Below are 22392 nucleotides of genomic sequence, written 5' to 3'. Positions count from 1 at the left end.
CCTCAATCGACACAGTCCTCGCAACTCCCCAAAACTCGAGGTGTTGCGAGGACCGTTAGAACCCGCACATGGTCCGCCGGGGCCCCGCGTACGTGCTGTCGGCCCGTGCCGGATCAACCGGCCTGCTCGTCGGAGGCCTGCCCGTCCGACTCGCCCGAGGTCAGCTCGGCCGGGACGGTGTCGGGGGCCTCACCGCTCTTCGAGCCGGTGAAGGTGAACGGGTTTTCGCCCGCGTCGTCACCGGAATTGACGTCGACCACGACGACCTCGCCGGCCTTCACCTCGCCGAAGAGGATCTTCTCGGCCATGACGTCCTCGATGTCGCGCTGGATCGCGCGACGCAGCGGACGCGCACCCAGCACGGGGTCGAAGCCGCGCTTGGCGATGAGCTTCTTGGCCTCGGCGGTGAGCTCGATGCCCATGTCGCGGTCCTTCAGGCGGCCCTCGATCTGGGCGACCATCAGGTCGACGATGTGCTCGATGTCGTCCTGGGTGAGCTGGTGGAAGACCACGATCTCGTCGATGCGGTTGAGGAACTCGGGACGGAAGTGGGTCTTGAGCTCGTCGGCGACCTTCGCCTTCATCTTCTCGTAGGACGACTCGGTGTCGCCGGCCTGCGAGAAGCCGAGGTTGACGGCCTTGTTGATGTCACGCGTGCCGAGGTTGGTCGTCATCACGATGACGGTGTTCTTGAAGTCGACCACGCGGCCCTGCGCGTCGGTGAGGCGACCCTCGTCGAGGATCTGCAGCAGCGAGTTGAAGATGTCTGGGTGGGCCTTCTCGATCTCGTCGAAGAGGATCACCGAGAACGGCTTGCGGCGGACCTTCTCGGTGAGCTGGCCGCCCTCCTCGTATCCGACGTAGCCCGGGGGCGAACCGAACATCCGCGACGCGGTGTGCTTCTCGCTGTATTCCGACATATCGAGCGTGATGAGGGCGTCCTCGTCACCGAACAGGAACTCCGTGAGCGCCTTGGTGAGCTCGGTCTTGCCGACGCCGGAGGGGCCGGCGAAGATGAACGAGCCGCTGGGGCGCTTGGGATCCTTCAGGCCGGCGCGCGTACGCCGGATGGAACGCGCGAGCGCCTTCACCGCGTCGTGCTGGCCGATGTAGCGCTTGCCGAGCTCCTCCTCCATCTTGAGCAGGCGGCTCGACTCCTCCTCAGTGAGCTTGAACACCGGGATGCCGGTCGCCGACGACAGCACCTCGGCGATCGTCTCCTCGTCGACCGAAGCGGTCGTGTCGGAGTCGCCCTGCTTCCAGGCCTCCTCCTTCTCGGCGCGCTGGGCGATGAACTTCTTCTCCTGATCGCGCAGGCCCGCGGCCTTCTCGAAATCCTGCGCGTCGATCGCGGCCTCCTTCTCCAGCCGCACCGAGGCGATCTTCTCGTCGAACTCGCGCAGGTCCGGCGGCGCGGTCATGCGCTGGATGCGCAGGCGGGCGCCGGCCTCGTCGATGAGGTCGATGGCCTTGTCGGGCAGGAAGCGGTCCTGGATGTAGCGGTCGGCCAACTGCGCCGCCGCGGTGAGGGCCTCGTCGGTGATGGTGATGCGGTGGTGGGCCTCGTAGCGGTCACGCAGGCCTCGGAGGATGTCGATCGTGTGGGCGATCGACGGCTCGTTGACCTGGATCGGCTGGAAGCGGCGCTCGAGCGCGGCGTCCTTCTCGATGTGCTTGCGGTATTCGTCGAGCGTCGTCGCGCCGATGGTCTGCAGCTCGCCGCGGGCCAGCATGGGCTTGAGGATCGAGGCCGCGTCGATGGCACCCTCGGCCGCACCGGCACCGACGAGGGTGTGGATCTCGTCGATGAACAGAATGATGTCGCCGCGGGTCTTGATCTCCTTGAGCACCTTCTTGAGGCGCTCCTCGAAGTCACCGCGGTAGCGCGAGCCGGCGACGAGGGCGCCGAGGTCGAGCGTGTAGATCTGCTTGTCGCGCAGCGTCTCGGGCACGTCACCGCGCACGACGGCCTGCGACAGGCCCTCGACGACGGCGGTCTTGCCGACACCGGGCTCGCCGATCAGCACCGGGTTGTTCTTCGTACGCCGGCTCAGCACGGTCATGACGCGCTCGATCTCGGGCTCGCGGCCGATGACCGGGTCGAGCTTGTTCTCACGCGCCGCCTGGGTGACGTTGCGGCCGAACTGGTCGAGCACGGTCGAGCTCTGCGGACCCTGCGGTGAGTCTTGCTGGCCACCGCCGACGCCCGCGGGCTCGCCCTTGGCGCCGCCCTGGAAACCTGATAGCAGCTGGAGGACCTGGTTGCGTACGCGCGTCAGGTCGGCGCCCAGCTTGACCAGCACCTGGGCGGCGACGCCCTCGCCCTCACGGATGAGGCCAAGCAGGATGTGCTCGGTGCCGATGTAGGAGTGGTTGAGCTGGAGCGCCTCGCGCAGGCTCAACTCGAGGACCTTCTTCGCCCGTGGCGTGAAGGGGATGTGGCCAGTCGGCGACTGCTGGCCGTGGCCGATGATTTCCTCGACCTTCTCGCGGACGGCCTCCAGCGAGATGCCCAGCGACTCGAGCGCCTTGGCGGCCACGCCCTCACCCTCAGCGATGAGACCGAGCAGGATGTGCTCGGTGCCGATGTAGTTGTGGTTGAGCGTGCGCGCCTCGTCCTGCGCCAGCACGACCACCCGTCGCGCACGGTCGGTGAACCGCTCGAACATGTGTGTCTCCTCGCCCGGCCCTTGTCGGCCGGATTGTGGTGTCCCTCAACTCTAGTCACCCTACGAAGCGGCCAGGCCGCCTATCGACCTCTGGACCCAGCAAGGTTGAGTGCATACGACTCAACAACGGCGCCGCACGCGGTCGCATTCCCGCTCCGGCCCATGTTCGCCCTGAGCGGAAGCACCACCGACCCGGTCGCGGGGCGGACGTCTCGGCGATCGTCGGCGGGGAGGTGCAGACTTGTCCGACGTGACCTCCGACACCACTGGCCAGCGCCAGCACGAGGGATCATGGCCCTCTCTGTGGGCCCTCGTGCTGGGCTTCTTCATGATCCTGGTCGACTCGACGATCGTCACGGTGGCCATGCCTGCCCTGATGCGCGGGCTTGACGCCGACATCGGTGCGGCGGTGTGGGTGACATCGGCCTACCTGCTGGCCGTTGCGGTGCCGCTGCTGATCACCGGCCGGCTCGGGGATCGGTTCGGCCCCAAGAAGGTCTACCTGCTCGGCCTGGTCGTCTTCACCCTCGCCTCGGCGTGGTGCGGCTTCTCCCACACCGTCGAGATGCTGATCCTCGCCCGCGTGGTCCAGGGTTTCGGCGCCGCGCTCATGTCACCCCAGACCATGGCGATCATCACGCGCACGTTCCCGCCGGAACGCCGCGGAGCAGCGATGGGCATCTGGGGCGCGACTGCCGGCGTCGCCATGCTGGTCGGTCCGCTGGTGGGCGGCGCGCTCATCGACACGCTGGGCTGGGAGTGGATCTTCTTCATCAACCTGCCCGTGGGCGTTCTCGCCTTCGTGATGGCGTGGCGACTGGTCCCCACGCTGGAGGTGCACGCCCACCGCTTCGACTGGCTCGGGGTCGCCCTGTCGGCCGTCGGCATGTTCTGCCTGGTGTTCGGCATCGAGGAGGGCGAGACCTACGACTGGGGCCAGATCTGGGGCCCGGTGTCGGTGCCGCTGCTGCTGGTCGTCGGCGTGGTCGTGATGGGCCTGTTCGTCTGGTGGCAGGCGAGGAACCGCGGCGAGCCGCTGGTCCCGCTGGGACTGTTCCGCGACCGCAACTTCTCCGCCGCCAACGTCGGCATCCTTGCGATGGGCTTCATCGTGACCTCGCAGGCCTTCCCGCTCATGCTGTTCCTCCAGACCGCCCGCGGCCTCGGACCGACCCAGGCGGCGTTGATGTCGCTGCCCACGGCCGTCGTCTCCGGCGTGCTCGCACCGGTCGTCGGCCGGATCGTCGACAAGACCGATCCCAAGCCGATCGCCGTCGGGGGCTTCCTCCTGCTCGGCGTCTCCTACCTCGCGTACGCGCTGCTGATGCGCCCCGGCATCTCGGTGCTGTGGCTGCTGCTGCCGGGCGCGCTCGGCGGCATCGCCAACTGCGGCATCTGGTCACCGCTGTCGGTGTCAGCCACCCGCAACCTGCCACGCAGCATGGCCGGGGCCGGGTCGGGCATCTACAACACCACTCGCCAGGTCGGATCGGTGCTGGGCTCGGCGGCCGTGGCCGCGCTCATGCAGGCCCAGCTCGCCGCGTCCCTGCCGGGCGGCGGGCACGGTGGCAGCCCCATGGGTGGTACGCGGATCCCGCCGTTGCTCGAGCAGGGCTTCAGCACGGCCATGGCCCACTCCATGTACCTGCCCGCCGGCGTCTGCGCCCTCGGCGCGGCCGCCGCCCTCGCCCTCGGCGCCAGGGCAAGCCACACCACCGACGTCTCGGGTCGCTGATGTCGATCCCGACGTTCCTGCTCCTGATCGCCGCGGGCGTCGGCAGCGGCCTGGTCGGCTACCTGACGGGGCTGGCCTCACTCGTGAGCTATCCGGCGCTCCTCGCGGCCGGCCTCTCCCCCGTCGCGGCGAACGTCTCCAACACCCTAGGCCTGATCGGCGTGGGCATCGGTTCGACCGCACGGGCGGGCAGCACGCTGCGCGAGAAGGGGCCGGGGCGGCTCGGCGTCCAGGTCGTCGTGGCCGCCGTCGGCGGGCTGGCCGGCGGGGCGCTGCTCCTGCTCGGCGGCGAGGGTACCTTCGAGCGCATCGTGCCCGCGCTGATCCTCGCGGCCTCCCTGCTGGTGCTCGTGTCGCCGCGGCTGTCCCGGCTGCGCGGTGAGCGCGAGTCCGCGGTCGCGTACGCGGTGGGCCTGTTCTTCGTCTCGGTCTACGGCGGCTACTTCGGTGCGGGTGCCGGCGTCCTGTTCCTCGCGCTGGCGCTGACGGCGACCTCCGAGACGTTCCAGCGCGCCATGATCCTCAAGTCGGTGCTGCTCGGCGTGACCAACCTGACGGCCGCGCTGCTGTTCATCGCACTCGGCCCCATCAACTGGTTGGCGGCCATCGCGCTGGGCCTCGGCGCCTTCGTCGGCGGCAACCTCGGCCCCGTCGTCCAGCGGCTCATCCCCGAGATGGTCCTGCGCGTCGTCGTGGCCATCAGCGGAACCTTCCTGGCGGTCTGGCTCTGGGTGCGCTGAACCGCCTGGACAGCTGACCGCCTGGGATCGACATGCCCACTTGCGAGGAGGTTCCGGTGTCCGCCCACCACGTCCCCCTCTCCTCCGCCCACCGGGAGCCCTCCGGCCTCGGGGAGCGCGCCCTCGACCTACTCCGCGACGGCTACCGGTTCGCCGATGTGCTTCGGGCCCGTGCCACGACCGCCGACGCCCACCACGCGGTGCCGTTCCGGCTGCTCGGCCAGGACGCGCTCCTCGTACGCGGCCTCGAGGGCGTCCGGTTCTTCTACGACACCGCCAAGATGAAGCGTGACGGCGCGATGCCTACCTTCATCAAGGCGCCCCTGTTCGGCAGCGCCCCCGTCCACAGCCTCGACGGCGAGGAGCACCGCCACCGCAAGAGCCTCTTCATCGACGCCGTGCGCCCCGAGTCGGTGCGGCAGCTGGCGCTCCTGGTGGCCGAGCAGTGGGAGGCTGTGCTGCAGCCCGGCACCGACGTCGAGGTCTACGACACGGCGGTGCAGGCGTACGGGCGCGCGGTGCTGGCCTGGGCCGGCGTGACCGACCTGACCTCCGACGAGGCCGTGGCGCTGAGCCGCGACCTGGCGCTCATCGTCGACACCTTCGGCACCCCCGGCCTCCCTTGGGTCCGTGGCATGGCCGCACGTCGCCGCACCAACCGGTGGGCGGCCCGCGCCGTCGCCGCCGCCCGCTCCGGTGGACTGACCCCGGCCCACGGCTCGGCGCTCCGCATCGTCGCCGACCACCGCGACCTGGACGGCAACCTGCTCGACGAGCAGATCGCCGGAATCGAGCTGCACAACATCGTGCGCCCCACGATCGCCGTGTGCCGCTTCGCCGCCTTCCTGGCGCTCGCCCTGATCGACCACCCCCAGTGGCGCGAGCGCCTCCGCGCCGAGGCCGCCGAGCGGAACCTCGACCCGGAGGCGCCCCAGGCCCGCGCCTTCGCCCAGGAGGTACGCCGGTTCTACCCGTTCGTGCCGATGCTTCCGGCGCGCGCCCGCGAGGACACCGAGTTCGCCGGCCACCCGGTGAAGAAGGGCCAGCGCGTGCTCATCGACGTGCTGGGCACCAACACCGACCCCGAGCTGTGGGACCACGCGGACGAGTTCTGGCCGGAGCGGTTCCTCGACGAGCCGGGGCTCGACCACGCCGAGCACTTCATCCCGCAGGGTGGCGGGTCGGCCGAGACCGGACACCGCTGCCCGGGTGAGCCGATCGCGGTCGAGCTGCTGACCGTCACCGCCCTGGCACTGGCCTCGCGCGAGTGGGAGGTCCCGCGGCAGAACCTCGGATATCCCATCACCTGGCTGCCGACTCGGCCGCGTGACGGCGTACGCCTCAGGCTGCGCTGATCAGCGGGCGAGCTCTGCGATACACGGGGCGAACTGCTTCAGCGTGGCCACGCCGGCGTCGAAACGGTCCCGCTCCCCCTCGTCGAGGTGGACTTGGTCTCGTCCAGGTCGATCAGCACGAGCTCCTCGCACGTGGCCTGGTTGACCAGCGCGTACGCGTAGGCCATGCCCACGGCGCCGGTTCCGACGAGGACGATCCTGTTGGGGACGAACTTCACCGCTGCACTCCTCGGGACGGGGCTTCCACACTACGCCCCGCCCCGGGAGCGGGGGATCAGGCGAAGCGTTCCCAGACGCGGTGCTTCGGCATGGCCTTCAGCAGGTCGCCGACGACGGCCTTGGCCGCCCCGGAGAACACACCCGGCGCGTCGAGCGCGACGCCGGCCGCTTTCGCGGCCTCCTCGGCGTCGGTCACGACGCCAATCGGCTTGGCGTGGCGGAACATCTGGTCGAGCAGCGTCGCGATGCGCGGGTCGACCTGCTTCGCCCTCTGCCAGGAGCGCGCGTCGCGAGCCTTGCCGACCTCCGGCGCGGGGGCCGCCCTGCCGACCATGACCACGGCGTCGAGCTCGATGGAGGCGACGGTGTTGTAGGTGCGCTGCACCGGGACGTCGCCGCCGAGCTTCTTGCCCGAGGGGGCGATCAGCAGGGGCTGACCGCCGGCGCCGGCGAGCGCGTCCACGATGCCCTTGATGTCGCCGGGCTTCGTGTCCTCGTCTACGACGACACCCACCTGACGACCGTCGACGGGGAACTCCTGCCCGACCATGCGCAGGGCCGGCGACAGCGTCTCGTCGGCGGACGGCTTCTGGCTCGGTCGGGGTGCCGGCAGCCCGAGACCGTCGGCGACCTCGGCGCAGAGACGGTCGTCGATGTTGGCCAGGGCCTGAAGCTGGCGCTCGCGCACTGCCACCTCGAAGCACTTGGACAGCTCGAAGGTGTAGGCACCGATCACGTGCTCCTGCTCCACCTCGGTGAGCGAGCGGAAGAACATTCCGGCCTGCGAGAAGTGGTCGTCGAAGGACGCAGCCTGCTCGCGCGTCTTGTTGCCCTCGACCGGCTGCGGGACGTCGATGAACGCCTCGCCACCGCCGGCGGTGAACGGACACCCACCGTCCAGGGAGTTCGGCCGGTACGGCGCCGTCCCGGCCGGCACAGCCTGCTGCCCGTACCCGTCGCGCAGCATGTCGTTGACCGGGGCGTGCGGGCGGTTGATGGGCAACTGGGTGAAGTTCGGGCCGCCGAGGCGGGTCAGCTGCGTGTCAAGGTAGGAGAACAGACGGCCCTGCAGCAGCGCGTCGTTGGACACGTCGATGCCCGGCACGAGGTGGCCGGGATGGAACGCGACCTGCTCGGTCTCGGCGAAGTAGTTGGTCGGGTTCCCGTTCAGCGTCATCGTGCCGACGACCTGGACCGGGCACAGCTCTTCGGGGACGAACTTGGTCGGGTCGAGCAGGTCGATGCCCTCGAACATCGCCTCCTCGGTGTACGGCATGACCTGCAACCCGAGGTCCCACTGCGGGTACGCGCCCGCCTCGATGGCATCGGCGAGGTCACGGCGGTGGAAGTCGGGATCCAGCCCGTTGGTGAGCTGCGCCTCCTCCCAGACCTGGCCGTGGACACCCAGCTTCGGCTTCCAGTGGAACTTCACGAACGACGGCTCGTCGTCGGCGTTGGTCATGATGAAGGTGTGGACGCCGAAGCCCTCCATCATTCGGTAGGAGCGCGGGATGCCGCGGTCGGACATGTTCCACATGGTGTGGGCCTGGGCCTCGGTGTGGAGCGAGACGAAGTCCCAGAACGTGTCGTGGGCCGACTGCGCCTGCGGGATCTCGCGGTCGGGGTGCGGCTTGACCGAGTGGACGACGTCGGGGAACTTGATGGCGTCCTGAATGAAGAACACCGGGATGTTGTTGCCGACGAGGTCGTAGTTGCCCTCACTCGTGTAGAACTTCGTCGCGAAGCCTCGGGTGTCGCGCACCGTGTCCGCGGAGCCACGCGAGCCGGCGACGGTCGAGAACCGGACGAACACCGGGGTCTGCACACCCTCGGCCAGGAAGGCCGCGCGGGTGATCTTCGAGGCGGCCCCGTTGGAGACGAAGTAGCCGTGGGCGCCGGCGCCCCGGGCATGCACCGCGCGCTCGGGGATGCGCTCGTGGTCGAAGTGCATGATCTTCTCGCGCAGGTGGTGGTCCTGCAGGAGCACGGGGCCGCGCGGCCCGGCCTTGAGGGACTTGTCGGACTCACCGAGTGGCAGGCCCTGGGCGCTGGTGAGCGTGGGGCCCTGCTGGGCGCGCTGGTCGGCGGGGCCGCCGGTCGGGCCAACGGGCGCGGGAGCATGCTGGTCCGGCTTGGGCGGCAGCGGCCCCGTGGGCTCCGTCGACTCCTCGACGGACGGGTTGACGGCGCCGGGGGCGCCGGGGGCGGGGATCTCCGGGTTCTGCGAGTCGGGCACGACGACCTCCTGGTGATGACGGCTCTTGGAGGTCGAGCGTAACCTTCGGTTTATCGACATATTCTCCCGGGGGGCCCTCCGGGCCGCTCACGCTCCCCCGGGGCCCGCCGCTCAGCCCCGCGGGATGTTGCGGAGGTTCGAGCGTGCCATCGACACGACCTCGCCCGCGCCGCCGCCGAGCACCATGCGGCTCATGGCCGTCGCGAAGCCGGTGACCTGCTCGGCGGACACGTGGGGCGGCAGCGACAGCGCGTTGGGATCGGTCATCACCTCGACGAGCGCCGGTCCGGGCGTGACGAACGCCTTCTCGTAGGCGCGCGCCAGGTCCTTGGGCTTCTCAACGCGCTGGGCCGGGATTCCCATCGCGCCGGCGATCGCCGTGTAGTCGACGATCGGCGAGTCGGTGCCGTGGTCGGGTATGCCCTCGACAAGCATCTCCAGCTTGACCATGCCGAGGCTCGCGTTGTTGAACACCACGACCTTCAGCGGGATGTCCAGCGTCCGCACCGTGATGAGCTCACCGAGCAGCATGCTCAACCCGCCGTCACCGCACACCGCGACGACCTGCTGGTCGGGGCGCGCCAGCTGGGCACCGATGCCCTGGCTCAGCGCGTTGGCCATCGACCCGTGGAGGAACGAGCCGATGAGCCTTCGGCGGTCGTCGGTGTGGAGGTAGCGCGCGGTCCACACGTTGCACATGCCCGTGTCGGCGGTGAAGGTGGCATCGGGTGCGGCGACCTGATCGAGCACGCTGGCCGCGTACTCGGGGTGGATCGGCCGCATGCGCTCGACGCGGCGCGTGTACGCCCCCACGCCCTTGGTCATCAACTTCTCGTGCCGCTTCAGTTGGGACCGCAGGAACTTCCGGTCGGTCTTGCGCCGCACGAGCGGGGCCAGGGCACGCAGCGTGGGCAGGACGTCGCCGTGCACCGGCACGTCCACGGCCGTGCGCCGCCCGATGTTCTCGGCACGGCGGTCCACCTGCGCGGTACGCGTGCCCGGGAGGAACTGGTCGTAGGGGAAGTCTGTGCCGAGCATGACGAGCAGATCGGCGTCCTCCATGCCCTCGGCGGCGGCCCCGTAGCCGAGCAGGCCGGTCATGCCGACGTCGAAGGGGTTGTCGGCCTGGATGAAGTCCTTGCCGCGCAGCGAGTGGCCGACCGGGGCACCGATGAGGTCGGCGAGCTCGACGACCTCGCGCCGTGCCCCCTGGACCCCGGCACCGGCGAAGAGAGCGACCCTGTCGGCCTCGTTGATGGCGTCCGCCAGGGCGGCCACCGACGACGGCGAGGGCACGAGCTCACCGGGCTGGATGTGCGGGAGGACGCGTACGTCCCCCTCGGCGTGGAGCTCGGCGATGTCGCCCGGGAGGGTGACCACGGCGACACCCCGGGCGCCCATTGCGTGGCGGATCGCGGCGTCGACCACGCGCGGGGCCTGCTGGCCGGTGGAGACGAGCTCGGAGTAGACCGAGCACTCGGTGAACAGGCGGTCGGGGTGGGTCTCCTGGAAGTACGACTGGCCGATCTGTACCGAAGGGATGTGGCTGGCGATGGCCAGCACCGGCGCCTGGCTGCGGTTGGCGTCGTAGAGCCCGTTGATGAGGTGGAGGTTGCCCGGGCCGCACGAGCCCGCGCAGACGGCGAGCTCACCGGTCAGCTGGGCCTCCGCGCCCGCGGCGAAGGCCGCGGCCTCCTCGTGGCGCACGTGGATCCAGTCGATGCCCCCCTTGGTCGATCCACCGGTGCGGCGCACGGCGTCCACGACCGGGTTCAGCGAGTCGCCGACGATCCCATAGATCCGGCGCACCCCCGCCTTCTGCAGCTGTCCGACCAGCATCTCCGCGACGTTCATCCCTGCCTCCTCTGGTTCACGATGGGCACTCTCTGTGATTCACGCCCCTCTCCCACCGTAGGCACCCTCACCGCATGCATCGAAAGGGGGCCCGTTATTGTCGACATATGACCACCAATCCGGAAGTTGTCCAGAAGGCCGAGAGCCTCATCAACGAGAACGGCGGTTTCCCCGCCCAGCAGCAGGACCCGCCCGGACTCACGAGCGAGATGACACCCCTGCCCGACCACGGCGAGGAGACCTGGGTCGGTCACGACCGCCTGAAGGGCCTGAAGGCCCTCATCACCGGTGGCGACTCCGGCATCGGTCGAGCCGTCGCCATCGCGTACGCGCGTGAGGGTGCCGACGTCGCGATCAGTTATCTGCCCGAGGAGCAGTCTGACGCCGAGGACACCAAGAAGTGGATCGAGAAGGCGGGCGCGAAGGCCGTCCTGCTCCCCGGCGACATCCGCGAGGAAGAGACCTCCCGCAAGGTCGTCGACGACGCCGTGGCCCAGCTCGGCGGCCTCGACGTGCTCGTGAACAACGCCGCGTTCCAGTTCGCGCGCAATCAGGGCCTGGCCGACATCAGCACCGATCAGCTCGATCGCACCTTCAAGACGAACCTGTACGCGATGTTCTGGATCACCCAGCAGGCGCTCCCCCACCTAAGAAGGGCGCCAGCGTCATCAACACCGCGTCGGTGCAGGGCTACTCCCCCTCTGAGACCCTCATGGACTACGCCGCCACGAAGGCCGCCATCGTGAACTTCTCCATGAACCTGGCCGGCGAGCTGGGCGAGAAGGGCATCCGCGTCAACGCCGTCGCCCCGGGCCCGATCTGGACGCCGCTACAGCCGGCGACGCAGTTCCCCGAGAAGGTCGAGAAGTTCGGCGGCGACACCCCGCTGGGCCGTGCAGGCCAGCCGTCGGAGCTCGCGGGCGCCTACGTCTTCCTCGCCTCCCCCGCCGAGGCCAGTTACGTCAGCGCGGCCGTCATCGGCGTGACCGGCGGCAAGCCGGTCTTCTGATGGGAGAGCGCCGTGCCTGACTCGATCAAGGACCCCGAGCTCTACGAGAGCCTCCGCGCCGACGGCAGCTCGAAGGAGAAAGCCGCGCGCATCAGCAACGCCGCCGCGGCCCGCGGACGCTCGTCCGTGGGCCGCACCGGTGGGCGCGCCGACGACTACGAGGACCGGACCGTCGACGAGCTGCGGGGACGCGCCAAGGAGCTCGGCCTGACCGGCTATTCCGACAAGAAGAAGGACGAGCTCATCGCCATGCTGCGCGAGCACTGACCCAGCACCTTCCCATGCACGAGGAGGACGCATGACACGCTTCGGATACACCCTGATGACCGAGCAGAGCGGGCCCAAGGAGCTCGTGCGGTACGCGCAGGCTGCGGAGGACAAAGGCTTCGACTTCGAGGTATCGAGCGACCACTACTTCCCCTGGCTGTCGGCGCAGGGCCACGCACCGTACGCGTGGACGGTCCTCGGGGCCGTCGCCCAGGTCACCGAGCGCGTCGACCTCTACACCTACGTGACGTGCCCCATCCTGCGCTACCACCCGGCGGTCGTGGCCCAGAAGGCCGCGACGCTCCAGATCCTGGCCGACGGCCGTTTCACCCTGGGGCTCGGCAGCGGTGAGAACCTCAACGAGCACGTCGTCGGCAAGGGCTGGCCCGCGCTCGAGAAGCGCCACGACATGTTCGCGGAGGCCATCGAGATCATCCGCGAGCTCCTCACCGGTGAGCTCGTGACCTGGGCCGGCGAGCACTACCGCGTCGACTCGGCGCGCCTGTGGGACCTCCCCGAGCGGGGGGTCGACCTGGCGATCGCGGTCGGCGGCGACAAGTCCCTCGAGCGCTTCTCGCCGCTCGCCGACCACCTCGTCGCGACCGAGCCCTCCCTCGAGCTCCTCGAGGGCTTCACGAGGGCCTCCGGCCGGAAGATCGGCCCGGATGGGGCACGGGCCATCGGCCAGATCCCGATCTGCTGGGATCTCGACGCCGGGCGTGCGCAGGAGCGCGCGCACGAGCAGTTCCGCTGGTTCGCGGGCGGATGGGCGGTCAACGCCGACCTGCCCACCACCGCGGGCTTCGCCGGCGCGACCCAGTTCGTCCGCCCCGAGGACGTGAGCGCCCAGATCCCGTGCGGGCCCGACCTCGACGCCATCGTCGAGGCGGTGCGCCCCTACTGGGAGGCCGGGTTCACCGACATCGCCCTGGTCCAGGTCGGCGACGAGGGCCAGGACCGCTTCCTCGAAGAAGCGGCCGGCCCCTTGCTCGACCGGCTCCGCACCGCCTCCCGTTCCTGACCCCTACCCGAACCAGACGAAAGAGAAACCATGAGCACCGAGCTTCTGATCACCTACCTGCAGGACCACCACGCCGGCGCATCCGCCGGGATCGACCTCTTCCGCCGCGTGGCGGACAGCCACTCCCGGCCCGCGGTGGCCGCCGAGGTGAGCCGGTTGGCCGACGAGATCGCCGAGGACAAGGAGCTCCTCGAGGAGCTCATGGCCCAGGTCGGCGCAAAGCCCTCTGTGGCCAAGGACCTGCCCGCGCGCGTCGGCGAGAAGGTCAGCCAGCTGAAGACGAACAACCGCCTCGTGGAGCGCTCCCCGCTGAGCGACCTGATCGAGCTCGAGGCGCTGACGCTCGCGGTGCACGGCAAGCTCCTCGGCTGGAAGATGCTGCGCCAGCTGGACGACCCGCGCCTGCCCGCCACCGCCCTGGACCGGCTGATCGATCGGGCCGCCGACCAGGGGAAGCGGCTGGACGCCCTCCGTCTGGACTGCGCCGACGTGCTGCACGGTGAGTAGGGTGACCGCGTGACTACTGACACGACTCCCCGCAGCAACCCCATGCCCCTGACCCTCCTACGCATCTTCGCCGTCCTCACCGCCATCGGCACGCTGGTCCAGGCCGCACTCGGTGGCCACCTCCTCATGGCCGACGGTGGCCAGGTCGACCTCCACGCGGTGTTCGCCATGATCACCTTGGTGTGCTCCATCGTGGCGGCGACGGCCGCGGGCCTGTGGGCCAAGCGCGGCGGCAACACCGGCATGATGTGGCACGCTCTCAGTGTCGCCGTTCTGGCCCTGCTCCAGTACGGGCTGGGCGAGATGCTCGGCGAGAGCAGCGTCATGCCCTGGATCCACGCCGCCATCGGCGTCGTGCTGCTGCTCGCAGCGGCCGGTCTCGCCACCCTCGCGTTCCGCAAGCCGTACGCGGCGGGTGTCCACAACCCCCTCAACGAGTCGACGCACGGCTCCCACGAGGACCGGGTCTGACACGGCGGCCCGATCCCAGAGTCCACGCGACGTCGGTGTCGTCGTCGTGGGATCGGGTCCCGCCGGCGTACGCGCCGCCCAGGCCTACCGCGACGCCGGAGGCCACGGCTCCGCCGCCGACCACGACGCGACCTCTTGAGGAAGCCCTCGACGAGCCCACCTGACGGGCGCGGACGGAGCACGGGGATGGTCCGCTCAACTACCATCACTGTGCGAAGCCGATCCGGCCCACCTGTGAGAGGACGACCTTGACCGCCGACGAGAACCCCCGCTCTTGCCTGGGCTCCGCCTTCCGTTTCGCCAAGGAGGTCGTCATCGTCGTGCTGGGTGCGATGGTGGTGTCGGCGCTGCTGCGTGCCTTCGTGTTCGAGCCGTTCACGATCCCGTCGGGATCGATGGAGAACACTCTGATGATCAAGGACAAGGTCGTGGCCCAGAAGATCAGCGAGTTCAGGCGCGGCGACGTCATCGTCTTCAAGGACCCGGCGGCGTGGGTGCCCGGTCAGAGCAAGCCTCGCAGCGCCCCCGGCCAGGTGCTCGAGTTCGTGGGCGTGCTGCCGAACTCCAGCGACGACTTCCTCACCAAGCGGGTGATCGGCATGCCAGGCGACCGCGTCAGGTGCTGCGACGCGCAGGGTCGTCTGACGATCAACGGCCAGCCGATCAGCGAGGACTACCTCTATTCGGACGCCAACGGGAGGGTGAAGCCGTCCGACTTCCCCTTCGAGGTCGTCGTGCCCCAGGGGCACGTGTTCGTCATGGGCGACCACCGCAACGCCTCGGCCGACTCGCGCTGCCACCTCAACGACGCCACCCCCGGACGACGGCCCGGGGAGACGGCCTTCGTGCCGATCCAGAACGTCGTGGGCGCGATCGGCGTCATCGTCGCCCCCTTCGACCGCTGGCAATCGCTGTCGACGCCGAAGGTCTTCGAGACGGTGCCCGCTCCCCAGCAGGTCGCGCCCCGGGACGCGGAGATCATCACTACGGCCCGCTGCTGAGGCCGATTGCTCGCGCGATCTCGGCGCGCACCTCGTCCAGCTCGGCCTTCGCGGTGTCGGCCTCCTGCCCCAGCTCCTCGACCGCCGCCCTGGCCTCCTCGTGAGCCTCCCGGGCGCGCACGCCGGCCTCACGCCGTTCTGCGAGGTCGGTCTCGGCGGCCGTCAGGAGCGTGCGCAGGCGCTCGACCTCGGCCGTCGCCCGCTCCTGCGCGTCGGCGGCCCGCCCAGCGGTCGCCTCCGCCTCCACCAGGCGCGCGCGGGCCTCCTCCGCCGGCCCGGACAGGCGGGCGTGCGCCGCCTCGGCCTCCTGCAGCCGTTCCGCGAGCACGGCCAGCCGTGCGGCGCGGTCCTGGGCGGGTGAGGGTTCGGGCGTCGGCTCGGGCTCGGGGTCGGGCGCGGCGGCGAGCCGGGGGCGCAGCTGGATGACGTCGGCCATGGGCGCGAACATGTCCGCCGGGCCGAACCCGCCGGCGCGGACAGTCCGGCTCAACGTCCCTGCCCGGATGGCGTCGGCGACCTGCGGATCGCCGAGTCCCGCCGTGAGAGTGCCGGACACCTCCGCGCGGGCCGCCTCCGGCGCCTCGTACCCCTTCTCGCGGCCGAGCTCGACGGCGCGGCGGGTCAGCGCTGCGATGAGCTGCGTACGCAGCCGCGAGAGCTCACGGAGCTGGGTGGCGTCGGCGTCCCGATGGGCCTGGGCCAGGGACTCCCCGACCGCGAGCGCCTCGGCGACCTGGTCGGGCTCGGCCCGGGACAGGATGTTGACGAGCCAGGCCGCACGGGTCGGCTTGCGCCAGGCGGCGATGGCCTTCGCAGACGAAGGATCCCCCGCCGCCTTCGCCTCACGCACGAGCGAGTCGCGAAGGGAGATGAAGTCGTCGAGGGATCCTGCGAAGACGTCCCGGGCCTCCACCGCAGGGTTCAGGCGTGGGCGCGTTCGTAGGCCTCGCGCACCTCGGAGGGTACGCGGCCACGGGCGGAGACCTCCATGCCGTTGGCCTGGGCCCACGCGCGGATCTCTCCGGCGTCGGCGCGCTGACCGGCACGCGCGGTGCTGCGGCCGCGACCGGTGCGGGTCACGCGTCGGGCATGGCCCGTCCAGGGCGCCAGGTCGTCACGCAGCTTGCGTGCGTTCTTCTCCGACAGGTCGATCTCGTAGTCGACCCCGTCGAGGGCGAAGCGGATGGTCTCGGCCGCCTCACCGCCGTCGATGTCGTCCTCGAGCATGACCTGAACTCGTTGAACCATGGAATACTCCTCGCAAATGAAGCTCTGGACCCCCGAACGATACGAGCGGGGTATCCACTCGCCGAGGGATGACTACACAATGGACCGAAACGCCCGCCAAATCAAGCCGGGAACGCCTTGGTCAACCATCTGGAAAGCGCGCGACTTCTGGGCGACCCAGCGTCCGAGTGACCATTTCCTCACTCCCGCAACGGCCTGTGGCGCACTTATTGACTCCAAGGTCAGTGAGCACATGGAGGAGCTCGGTCTCGACACGCTGCTCGAGATAGGCCCCGGCGACGCTCCTTCGAACCTCAATCCACACACGCATCTTACGGTCGACCGGCGACCCACCCCTGGCATCCACGATACTCTGGTCGCGCAATGGCGCGTTGATCAAGAAGACTGGGAACCAGACATATCCAGATCTTGGGGCTCGAAGCCACTATTCGTCCTCGCGGTCGAGTTTTTCGACGACATCCCCTGCCCGGTGGCCACCCGGAAAGGTTTTCGAATATACCACCTCTCGCCGAATGGTTCAAGTGAACAACTTGTCGCCGATAGAGAACTCGAATGGGCCCGACAATGGTGGCCGGCGGGGTCATCGCTGGACATCGGGCACAGCCGGGATGTGGCGTGGAAATGGCTTGTGGAACGCCTGCCCGCCGGGAGCGCGATCGCCATGATCGACTACGGGCACATTCGCTCCGGGCGACCGTCCGGCACCACCCTCGCCGCCCACCGCGGGGGTGTCTGGATCGACCCCGGGGACCCGGGAGGAAATCTCACCGCACATGTCGCCGTCGACGCCCTCGCGGCCGCCGGCGAAGCCGCGGGGGCACGCACGATCGAGCTGTGCCGTCTGCGCGACCTCGACTGGCCCGTGCCACCGGCGGAGGGACTCGCCGCCCTTGGACTGCGGAGCCAGCGTGAGCTCCTGAGCGCACCCGACCGGTTCGGGGACTTCTGGTGGCTGCTGCAGGTCGTCGGCGATAATGGCGGGCGTGCCTGAACAACAGCGCTTCCTCGTCGGTTCGCTCGCGGCCGGTGTCCCAGCGGACGCGGCCACCGTGTGGCTCGACCTCGGCCACGAGCATCCCAGCCATGCCGGCCTGCTCGAGCTGCGGGTGACAGCCACCGACGATGTCGTCGAGACGGTGACGGTGGTCCCCGGCGCGATGCATCGCGGCGTGGAGAAGCTGTTTGAGGTGCGCGATTACCGTCAGGTCCTCAGCCTGGCCGACCGCCACGACTGGCAGGCACCATACTTCGGCGAGCTGGCCTCGGTGACTGTCATCGAGCAGATGCTGGGGCTGCAGGCCCCCGCACGTGCGCAGTGGCTGCGGGTGCTTCTGGCCGAGCACACCCGAATCCTGTCCCACCTCGGCTTCCTGACGTGGGTCGTGCGGGGCACCGCGACCGCCGACCGCGTACGCGGGCTCCGTGGGGACCTCCGCGAGCAGACGCGCCGGCTCACCGGCAACCGCATCCATCCGATGGTGATCCGCATCGGCGGTCTGGCCGTCGACGCGGACGAGGCGTGGCTCGCCGCCGAGCGGGAGGTCGTTACTCACGCCGCCGAGCTCGCTCGGACGCTCGACACACTGCCGGGCGAGGCCGTCGCCGTGGTCGATGGATCGCTGGTGGACGCGTTCGGCCTGTCCGGCCCGCTCGCCCGCGCGAGCGGCGTCGACCTGGACCTGCGGAGGACCGGATGCGGCCCGTACGCTGAGCTGGCCGACCTGCTGCCCGCACCCGGTGCGGGGACTGGTGACGCGCGCGCCCGGTTCGCGCTGCTGGCCGACGAGGTGGTCCAGTCGGCCCGCCTCGTGGAGGAGGTCTCCCGACGTCTACCGGGCGGCCCGGTCGACACCCGCCTGCCGAAGATCGTCAAGCTGCCAGACGACGAGGCGTACGCGGCGGTCGAGGCCCCGCTCGGCCGTGCGGGCGTCCACCTGGTCTCCCGCGGCGACAAGACGCCGTGGCGCATGAAGCTGCGCACGCCGTCGTTCCACCACGTCGCCGCCCTGGAGGCGATCCTGCCCGGCACCCGCGTGGACGACCTGGAGTGCGCGCTGGCCTCCGTCGGCTACGTGATCGGCGACCTCGACAAGTAGGCCGTTCCCCGAGCACCTTCCCCGCTCTCTGGGCGACGCCCTCCCCGACCTCCGAGCGAGCGCCAGCGAGACGAGGAGCTCCGTCGCACGGCCAGGAGGGCCGGACGACAGCACTGGGCGGACCTCCCAGCGAGCGTCGGCAAGCGCGCCCCGGCGTCTGGAAGAGCACAAAGGAATCGCCCCCGCGAGAGCTTCGCTGCGTGAGAGCGAAGCCGCCGCGGGGGCGATGACGACTGCGATGAAGACGCCGGTTACCGGCGCGCGGGCGCGAGCTGGACGACCTGCCGGTCACCGGCCGCGGGCGCCAGCCGGAGGTCACGCCTGCTTGCGCATGTCCTGCTCGATCGCCGGGAAGACCATCTTCTGGAGGTCGACGACGGTGGGGTGGTCGCCCTCTGCGAAGAGTTCCTCGGCGGTGGGGAGGGCGTCCCACTCGTTGCCGGTGGCGCCGGCGGCGTGGCGCGGCATGGCCAGCACCTCGGCGTCGTCCTCGATCTCCTGCAGGGCGCGGAGCTCGGCCTCGCGGGTGGCGAGGTCGGCGCGCAGGCGCTCGATGCGGTGCTCACGCTCGATGAGGTCGACCTTGAGGTGCGCGTTCTCGCCGCGGAGCCCGTTGAGCTCGTCGTTGAGGGTGCCGATCTCGGCGCGCAGGCGCTTGACGGTCTTGTCGGCGTCGGCATTGTGGGCGCGCATGGCCTCGAGGACCTCGCTGTTGCGCTGACGCTCGGTGGCGAGCTGGGCGCCCTGGGCGTGGGCATGGCGGTTGATCTCGCGGCCGTGCTCGATGTGCTGCTCGCGCATCTCGCGCCAGGCGAACCGGAGGGCGAGGACGCCGCCGACGACGGCGGCGAGGATGCCCGCGCGGACGACCCAGATGGGACCGAACGCCGAGGCGACGGCGAGGACGATGCCGACGCAGATCGCGTACTGCGACGCGCGGCGGAGCGGGGAGGCGGAATGGCCGCGGGAGGTGTTCACGCGGCAAGCATAACGGGGACGACGCGGGATTCCCGGGCGTACACGCGGGGACCTCGTCGCCACCCGCTCAGTCGGGGCGGCCGGCTGCGTCGTCGTCGGCGCCGGAGTCCCACCGGCCGCGGCAGCTGCGCTCGATCCACCAGCCGGCGCCGGTGACGACGAGGGCGAGCAGCCCGGAGAGCACGCCGTGGATGACGCGTTCGCGGGAGGCGGGGACGTCGAGGAAGTCGACGAAGAGCCACGCGAAGACGAGATAGCCGGCCGTCAGGGCGGCCCCGCCGAGCAGTGCGGACTTGCCGAGCGCGAGTCGAACCAGCGCGGGGCGGGGGTCGCCGGGGACGTGCCCACCCTCGTCGGCGATCTCCTTGGGCATGCGGATCGCGTAGACGACGACCGCGGCGGCGAGCGCGGCGAGGAAGCCGACGCCGACCCACGTCAGCGTCGGCGGCTCGCCGTTGACGCGTTCGAGGGTCTTGGTGAGCATCCACGACCCGACACCCCCGACGAGTGCGGCGGCGCCGAGGTCGAGGGCGCTGGTCGGGGTGATCGTGGGTCGGGCCACTCAGTCCTCCAACGAAAGGTCGTCGCGGCGGCGGATGCCGGAGGTGTCGAGCCCGGCGAGGAGGTCGACGATCTTGCCTTGGCCGGGGATCTCGCCGATGGGGTCGACGTCGGCCCAGGGCTGGAGGACGAAGGCGCGCTCGTGGGCGCGGGGGTGCGGGAGCACGAGGTCGGGCATCTGGCGCTCGGCCTTGCCGACGATGACGACGTCGACGTCGAGCGTGCGGGGGTCGTCCTGCTGGTCGCGTACGCGGCCGTACGCGTCCTCGATGGCGTTGGCGCGCTCGAGGAGGGTGCGGCTGCCCAAGGTGGTCTCGGCGACGACGACGGCGTTGAGGAATTCCGGCGCATCGGCGGGCCCGCCGACGGGCTCGGTCTCGTAGACCGGCGAGACGTCGACGACGACGAGGTCGGGGGTGGCGCGGAGGGAATCGACGGCACCCTGGAGGTTCTCGAGGCGGTCACCCAGGTTCGATCCGAGGGCGAAGACGACCTTGCGCAGCGGGCGCATGCCGCTGATGGTGTCGGCGTCGATGGCGTAGGGGTGGGTCATGTGCGGCTCCTTGCGATGGTGACTGCGACGTCGCCGAAGGGGACGTCGATGGGCGCCTGGGGCTTGTGGACGGTCACCTCGACCTGGCGTACGCGGGGGTCCTCGAGGCAGGTGTCGGCGATGCGGCCGGCGAGCGCCTCGATCAGGTCGAGGGGTTCGCCCTGGATGTGGCCGACGATCGCGTTCGCGAGGACGCCGTAGTCGACGGTGTCACGCAGCGTGTCGGACGTCGTCGCCGGGGCGAGGTCGAGCCACAAGGTGACGTCCACCACGAACTCCTGGCCGTCGCACCGCTCGTGGTCGAAGACCCCGTGTCGGCCTCTGGCCCTGAGGCCGGTGAGCGTGATGCGGTCCGCCACGGTGTCCACCTCCCTTCGTCGCAGGGGACTCTAGCGAATGGGGCGGACAACCTGTCAGATCAGGCATCGGGGCGGAGCCGCTCGACGACCTCGACGGCGTCGCGCTGGCTGCGCACGGAGTGGGTGCGGACGGCCCAGATGCGGCGCTGTGCGCACCAGGTGGTGATGGCGGCGGTGGCGGCGTCGCGCAGCTTGGGGGCGCGATCGACGCCGTCGCGGGCGAGGAGCTCACCGAGGAACCGTTTGCGGGACGCCCCGACGAGCACGGGGAAGCCGAGTGACTCGATCTCGTCAAGGCGGCGGAGCAGCTCCCAGTTGTGGTCGGGGTCCTTGGCGAAGCCCAGCCCAGGATCGAGCACGAGGCGGTCCTCGGCGATGCCGGCGGCGAAGGCGGCCTCGGCGCGCCCGGCGAGCTCGGCGCGGACCTCGGCGACGACGTCGCGATAGTTGGCGAGCTGCTGCATCTCGGTGGAGTGGGCGCGCCAGTGCATGGCTACGAACGGTACGCCGAGCTCGGCGACCACCGGCAGCATCGCCTCGTCGGCGAGGCCGCCGGAGACGTCGTTGACGATCACCACGCCGGCCTCGACGCAGCGCCGGGCGACCTCGGCGCGCATGGTGTCGATGGACACGGCGACCCCCTCCTGCGCGAGCGCGGTGACCACGGGCAGGACGCGGCGCAGCTCCTCCTCCTCGGTGGTCCGGGCGATGCCGGGGCGCGTCGACTCGCCGCCGACGTCGACCATGACCGCGCCGCGGGCCACCATCTCGAGGCCGTGCGCGACGGCCCTGTCGTGGTCGTACCAGTCACCGCCGTCGGAGAACGAGTCGGGGGTGACGTTGAGGATGCCCATCACGCGGGTGGGGCCGGGCGTCAGCAGGGGGTGCGGGGAGTTCATGGTCACCGTCCGATGATGAGGGCCATGGCCTCGTTGCGCGTCGCGGGATCGCGCAGCTGGCCGCGTACGGCACTGGTGATGGTCTTCGAACCGGGCTTGCGGACGCCGCGCATGGTCATGCACAGGTGCTCGCACTGCACGACGACGATCGCCCCGCGCGGGTGGAGGTGTTCGACCAGCGCGTCGGCGATCTGGGTGGTCATGCGTTCCTGGACCTGCGGGCGCTTGGCGTACACGTCGACAAGGCGCGCGAGCTTCGACAGGCCGGTCACGCGCCCCTCGGGTCCGGGGATGTAGCCGACGTGCGCCACGCCGGTGAACGGCACCAGGTGGTGCTCGCACATCGACCAGACCTCGATGTCCTTGACCAGGACCATCTCGTCGTGGGCGATGTCGAACGTCGTCGCCAACAGCTCGGCCGGGTCCTGCCGCAGACCGACGGTGAACTCCTCGTACGCCCGGGCCACCCGCTCGGGCGTACCCTTCAGGCCGTCACGGTCGGGGTCCTCACCGATGCCGATCAGGATCTCGCGGACTGCGGCTTCGATCCGCGCGTGGTCGAACTGGTGCATGGGCGAAGACTAGCCGTCGCACTGCGGGCCGTCGCAGTGCGA

22 protein-coding genes and 1 pseudogene are annotated in these 22392 nt (G+C 70.2%); 11 read left to right on the top strand and 12 right to left on the bottom strand.

Features of this window, described 5'->3' with window-relative positions; genetic code table 11:
- Window positions 1–113 precede the first annotated feature (113 nt).
- Window positions 114–2669, bottom strand: coding sequence for an ATP-dependent Clp protease ATP-binding subunit (locus ACYVGD_RS02870; RefSeq protein ID WP_460741477.1), 2556 nt, complete (start codon window positions 2667–2669; stop codon window positions 114–116).
- Between the two features lie 250 nt (window positions 2670–2919).
- Here ACYVGD_RS02870 and ACYVGD_RS02865 point away from each other — a divergent pair, with 250 nt between their 5' ends.
- Genes ACYVGD_RS02865 through ACYVGD_RS02855 form a run of 3 tightly spaced genes read left to right on the top strand, consistent with a single transcriptional unit; the run spans window position 2920 to window position 6499 of the window.
- Window positions 2920–4404, top strand: coding sequence for an MDR family MFS transporter (locus ACYVGD_RS02865; RefSeq protein WP_460741480.1), 1485 nt, complete (start codon window positions 2920–2922; stop codon window positions 4402–4404).
- Window positions 4404–5144, top strand: a complete 741-nt coding sequence (locus ACYVGD_RS02860) for a sulfite exporter TauE/SafE family protein (RefSeq protein WP_460741476.1) — start codon at window positions 4404–4406, stop codon at window positions 5142–5144. Before ACYVGD_RS02865 ends, ACYVGD_RS02860 begins: the two co-directional genes overlap by 1 nt.
- Before the next feature lie 56 nt (window positions 5145–5200).
- A complete protein-coding gene (locus tag ACYVGD_RS02855) occupies window positions 5201–6499 on the top strand; it encodes a cytochrome P450 (protein ID WP_460741475.1) in 1299 nt (432 codons plus the stop codon).
- Window positions 6500–6537: 38 nt separating this feature from the next.
- On the opposite strand, the gene ACYVGD_RS02850 is transcribed toward ACYVGD_RS02855, so the two are convergent.
- From ACYVGD_RS02850 to ACYVGD_RS02840, 3 genes are all read right to left on the bottom strand, one after another.
- A complete protein-coding gene (locus ACYVGD_RS02850; protein WP_460741474.1) occupies window positions 6538–6717 on the bottom strand; it encodes a lactate/malate family dehydrogenase in 180 nt (59 codons plus the stop codon).
- 56 nt (window positions 6718–6773) lie between these two features.
- Window positions 6774–8954: a catalase gene (locus tag ACYVGD_RS02845; RefSeq protein WP_460741473.1), complete on the bottom strand. Its 2181-nt coding sequence runs from the start codon at window positions 8952–8954 to the stop codon at window positions 6774–6776.
- 111 nt (window positions 8955–9065) lie between these two features.
- A complete protein-coding gene (locus tag ACYVGD_RS02840; RefSeq protein WP_460741472.1) occupies window positions 9066–10808 on the bottom strand; it encodes a pyruvate dehydrogenase in 1743 nt (580 codons plus the stop codon).
- Between the two features lie 74 nt (window positions 10809–10882).
- On the opposite strand from ACYVGD_RS02840, the pseudogene ACYVGD_RS02835 reads away from it, so the two are divergent.
- The 6 genes and pseudogenes from ACYVGD_RS02835 to lepB all read left to right on the top strand — a co-directional run bounded on the left by ACYVGD_RS02835 (window position 10883) and on the right by lepB (window position 15084).
- A pseudogene (locus ACYVGD_RS02835) lies at window positions 10883–11817 on the top strand (SDR family oxidoreductase).
- Between the two features lie 12 nt (window positions 11818–11829).
- The gene (locus ACYVGD_RS02830) at window positions 11830–12084 is read left to right on the top strand and encodes a DUF7218 family protein (RefSeq protein ID WP_460741471.1); all 255 of its coding nucleotides are present in this window, start codon (window positions 11830–11832) and stop codon (window positions 12082–12084) included.
- Window positions 12085–12115: 31 nt separating this feature from the next.
- Entirely contained in the window at window positions 12116–13105 is a 990-nt protein-coding gene (locus ACYVGD_RS02825; RefSeq protein WP_460741470.1) for an LLM class F420-dependent oxidoreductase, read from the top strand.
- Window positions 13106–13135: 30 nt separating this feature from the next.
- Window positions 13136–13612 carry a hypothetical protein gene (locus tag ACYVGD_RS02820; protein ID WP_460741469.1) on the top strand — a complete coding sequence of 159 codons (477 nt, stop codon included), beginning with the start codon at window positions 13136–13138 and terminating at the stop codon, window positions 13610–13612.
- A gap of 9 nt (window positions 13613–13621) precedes the next feature.
- Window positions 13622–14083 (top strand): hypothetical protein, encoded by a 462-nt coding sequence (locus ACYVGD_RS02815; RefSeq protein ID WP_460741468.1) that lies wholly within the window; start codon window positions 13622–13624, stop codon window positions 14081–14083.
- A 248-nt stretch (window positions 14084–14331) separates the two neighbouring features.
- Window positions 14332–15084, top strand: coding sequence for a signal peptidase I (gene lepB / locus ACYVGD_RS02810; RefSeq protein WP_460741467.1), 753 nt, complete (start codon window positions 14332–14334; stop codon window positions 15082–15084).
- Here the strand turns inward: lepB and ACYVGD_RS02805 are convergent.
- Together ACYVGD_RS02805 and ACYVGD_RS02800 are read right to left on the bottom strand one after the other, a co-directional pair.
- On the bottom strand, window positions 15068–15997 hold the full coding sequence (locus tag ACYVGD_RS02805) for a hypothetical protein (RefSeq protein WP_460741466.1): 930 nt from the start codon (window positions 15995–15997) through the stop codon (window positions 15068–15070). The genes lepB and ACYVGD_RS02805 overlap by 17 nt on opposite strands.
- An 8-nt stretch (window positions 15998–16005) precedes the next feature.
- Window positions 16006–16332: a histone-like nucleoid-structuring protein Lsr2 gene (locus ACYVGD_RS02800; RefSeq protein WP_460741465.1), complete on the bottom strand. Its 327-nt coding sequence runs from the start codon at window positions 16330–16332 to the stop codon at window positions 16006–16008.
- A 16-nt stretch (window positions 16333–16348) separates the two neighbouring features.
- Between ACYVGD_RS02800 and ACYVGD_RS02795 the strand changes: the two genes are divergently transcribed.
- Together ACYVGD_RS02795 and ACYVGD_RS02790 are read left to right on the top strand one after the other, a co-directional pair.
- The gene (locus tag ACYVGD_RS02795) at window positions 16349–17323 is read left to right on the top strand and encodes a hypothetical protein (RefSeq protein WP_460741464.1); all 975 of its coding nucleotides are present in this window, start codon (window positions 16349–16351) and stop codon (window positions 17321–17323) included.
- Window positions 17316–18428: an NADH-quinone oxidoreductase subunit D-related protein gene (locus ACYVGD_RS02790; RefSeq protein WP_460741463.1), complete on the top strand. Its 1113-nt coding sequence runs from the start codon at window positions 17316–17318 to the stop codon at window positions 18426–18428. The genes ACYVGD_RS02795 and ACYVGD_RS02790 overlap by 8 nt, the downstream gene beginning before the upstream one ends.
- Window positions 18429–18743: 315 nt before the next feature.
- Here ACYVGD_RS02790 and ACYVGD_RS02785 read toward each other — a convergent pair whose 3' ends face one another.
- From ACYVGD_RS02785 to folE, 6 genes are all read right to left on the bottom strand, one after another.
- The gene (locus ACYVGD_RS02785; RefSeq protein ID WP_460741462.1) at window positions 18744–19406 is read right to left on the bottom strand and encodes a hypothetical protein; all 663 of its coding nucleotides are present in this window, start codon (window positions 19404–19406) and stop codon (window positions 18744–18746) included.
- A gap of 67 nt (window positions 19407–19473) precedes the next feature.
- The gene (locus tag ACYVGD_RS02780) at window positions 19474–19968 is read right to left on the bottom strand and encodes a DUF3180 domain-containing protein (RefSeq protein ID WP_460741461.1); all 495 of its coding nucleotides are present in this window, start codon (window positions 19966–19968) and stop codon (window positions 19474–19476) included.
- Complete coding sequence (gene folK, locus ACYVGD_RS02775; protein ID WP_460741459.1) at window positions 19969–20520, bottom strand: 2-amino-4-hydroxy-6-hydroxymethyldihydropteridine diphosphokinase; 552 nt, start codon at window positions 20518–20520, stop codon at window positions 19969–19971.
- Complete coding sequence (gene folB / locus ACYVGD_RS02770; RefSeq protein WP_460741458.1) at window positions 20517–20879, bottom strand: dihydroneopterin aldolase; 363 nt, start codon at window positions 20877–20879, stop codon at window positions 20517–20519. Before folB ends, folK begins: the two co-directional genes overlap by 4 nt.
- Before the next feature lie 59 nt (window positions 20880–20938).
- Window positions 20939–21778 carry a dihydropteroate synthase gene (gene folP, locus ACYVGD_RS02765; protein WP_460741479.1) on the bottom strand — a complete coding sequence of 280 codons (840 nt, stop codon included), beginning with the start codon at window positions 21776–21778 and terminating at the stop codon, window positions 20939–20941.
- 2 nt (window positions 21779–21780) lie between these two features.
- Window positions 21781–22350: a GTP cyclohydrolase I FolE gene (gene folE, locus ACYVGD_RS02760; RefSeq protein ID WP_460741457.1), complete on the bottom strand. Its 570-nt coding sequence runs from the start codon at window positions 22348–22350 to the stop codon at window positions 21781–21783.
- Window positions 22351–22392: the final 42 nt, after the last annotated feature.

The organism is Mariniluteicoccus endophyticus (assembly GCF_054780035.1).
Note: the sequence above shows the minus strand (reverse complement) of the source record. Positions and strands in the feature narration are given on the sequence as shown.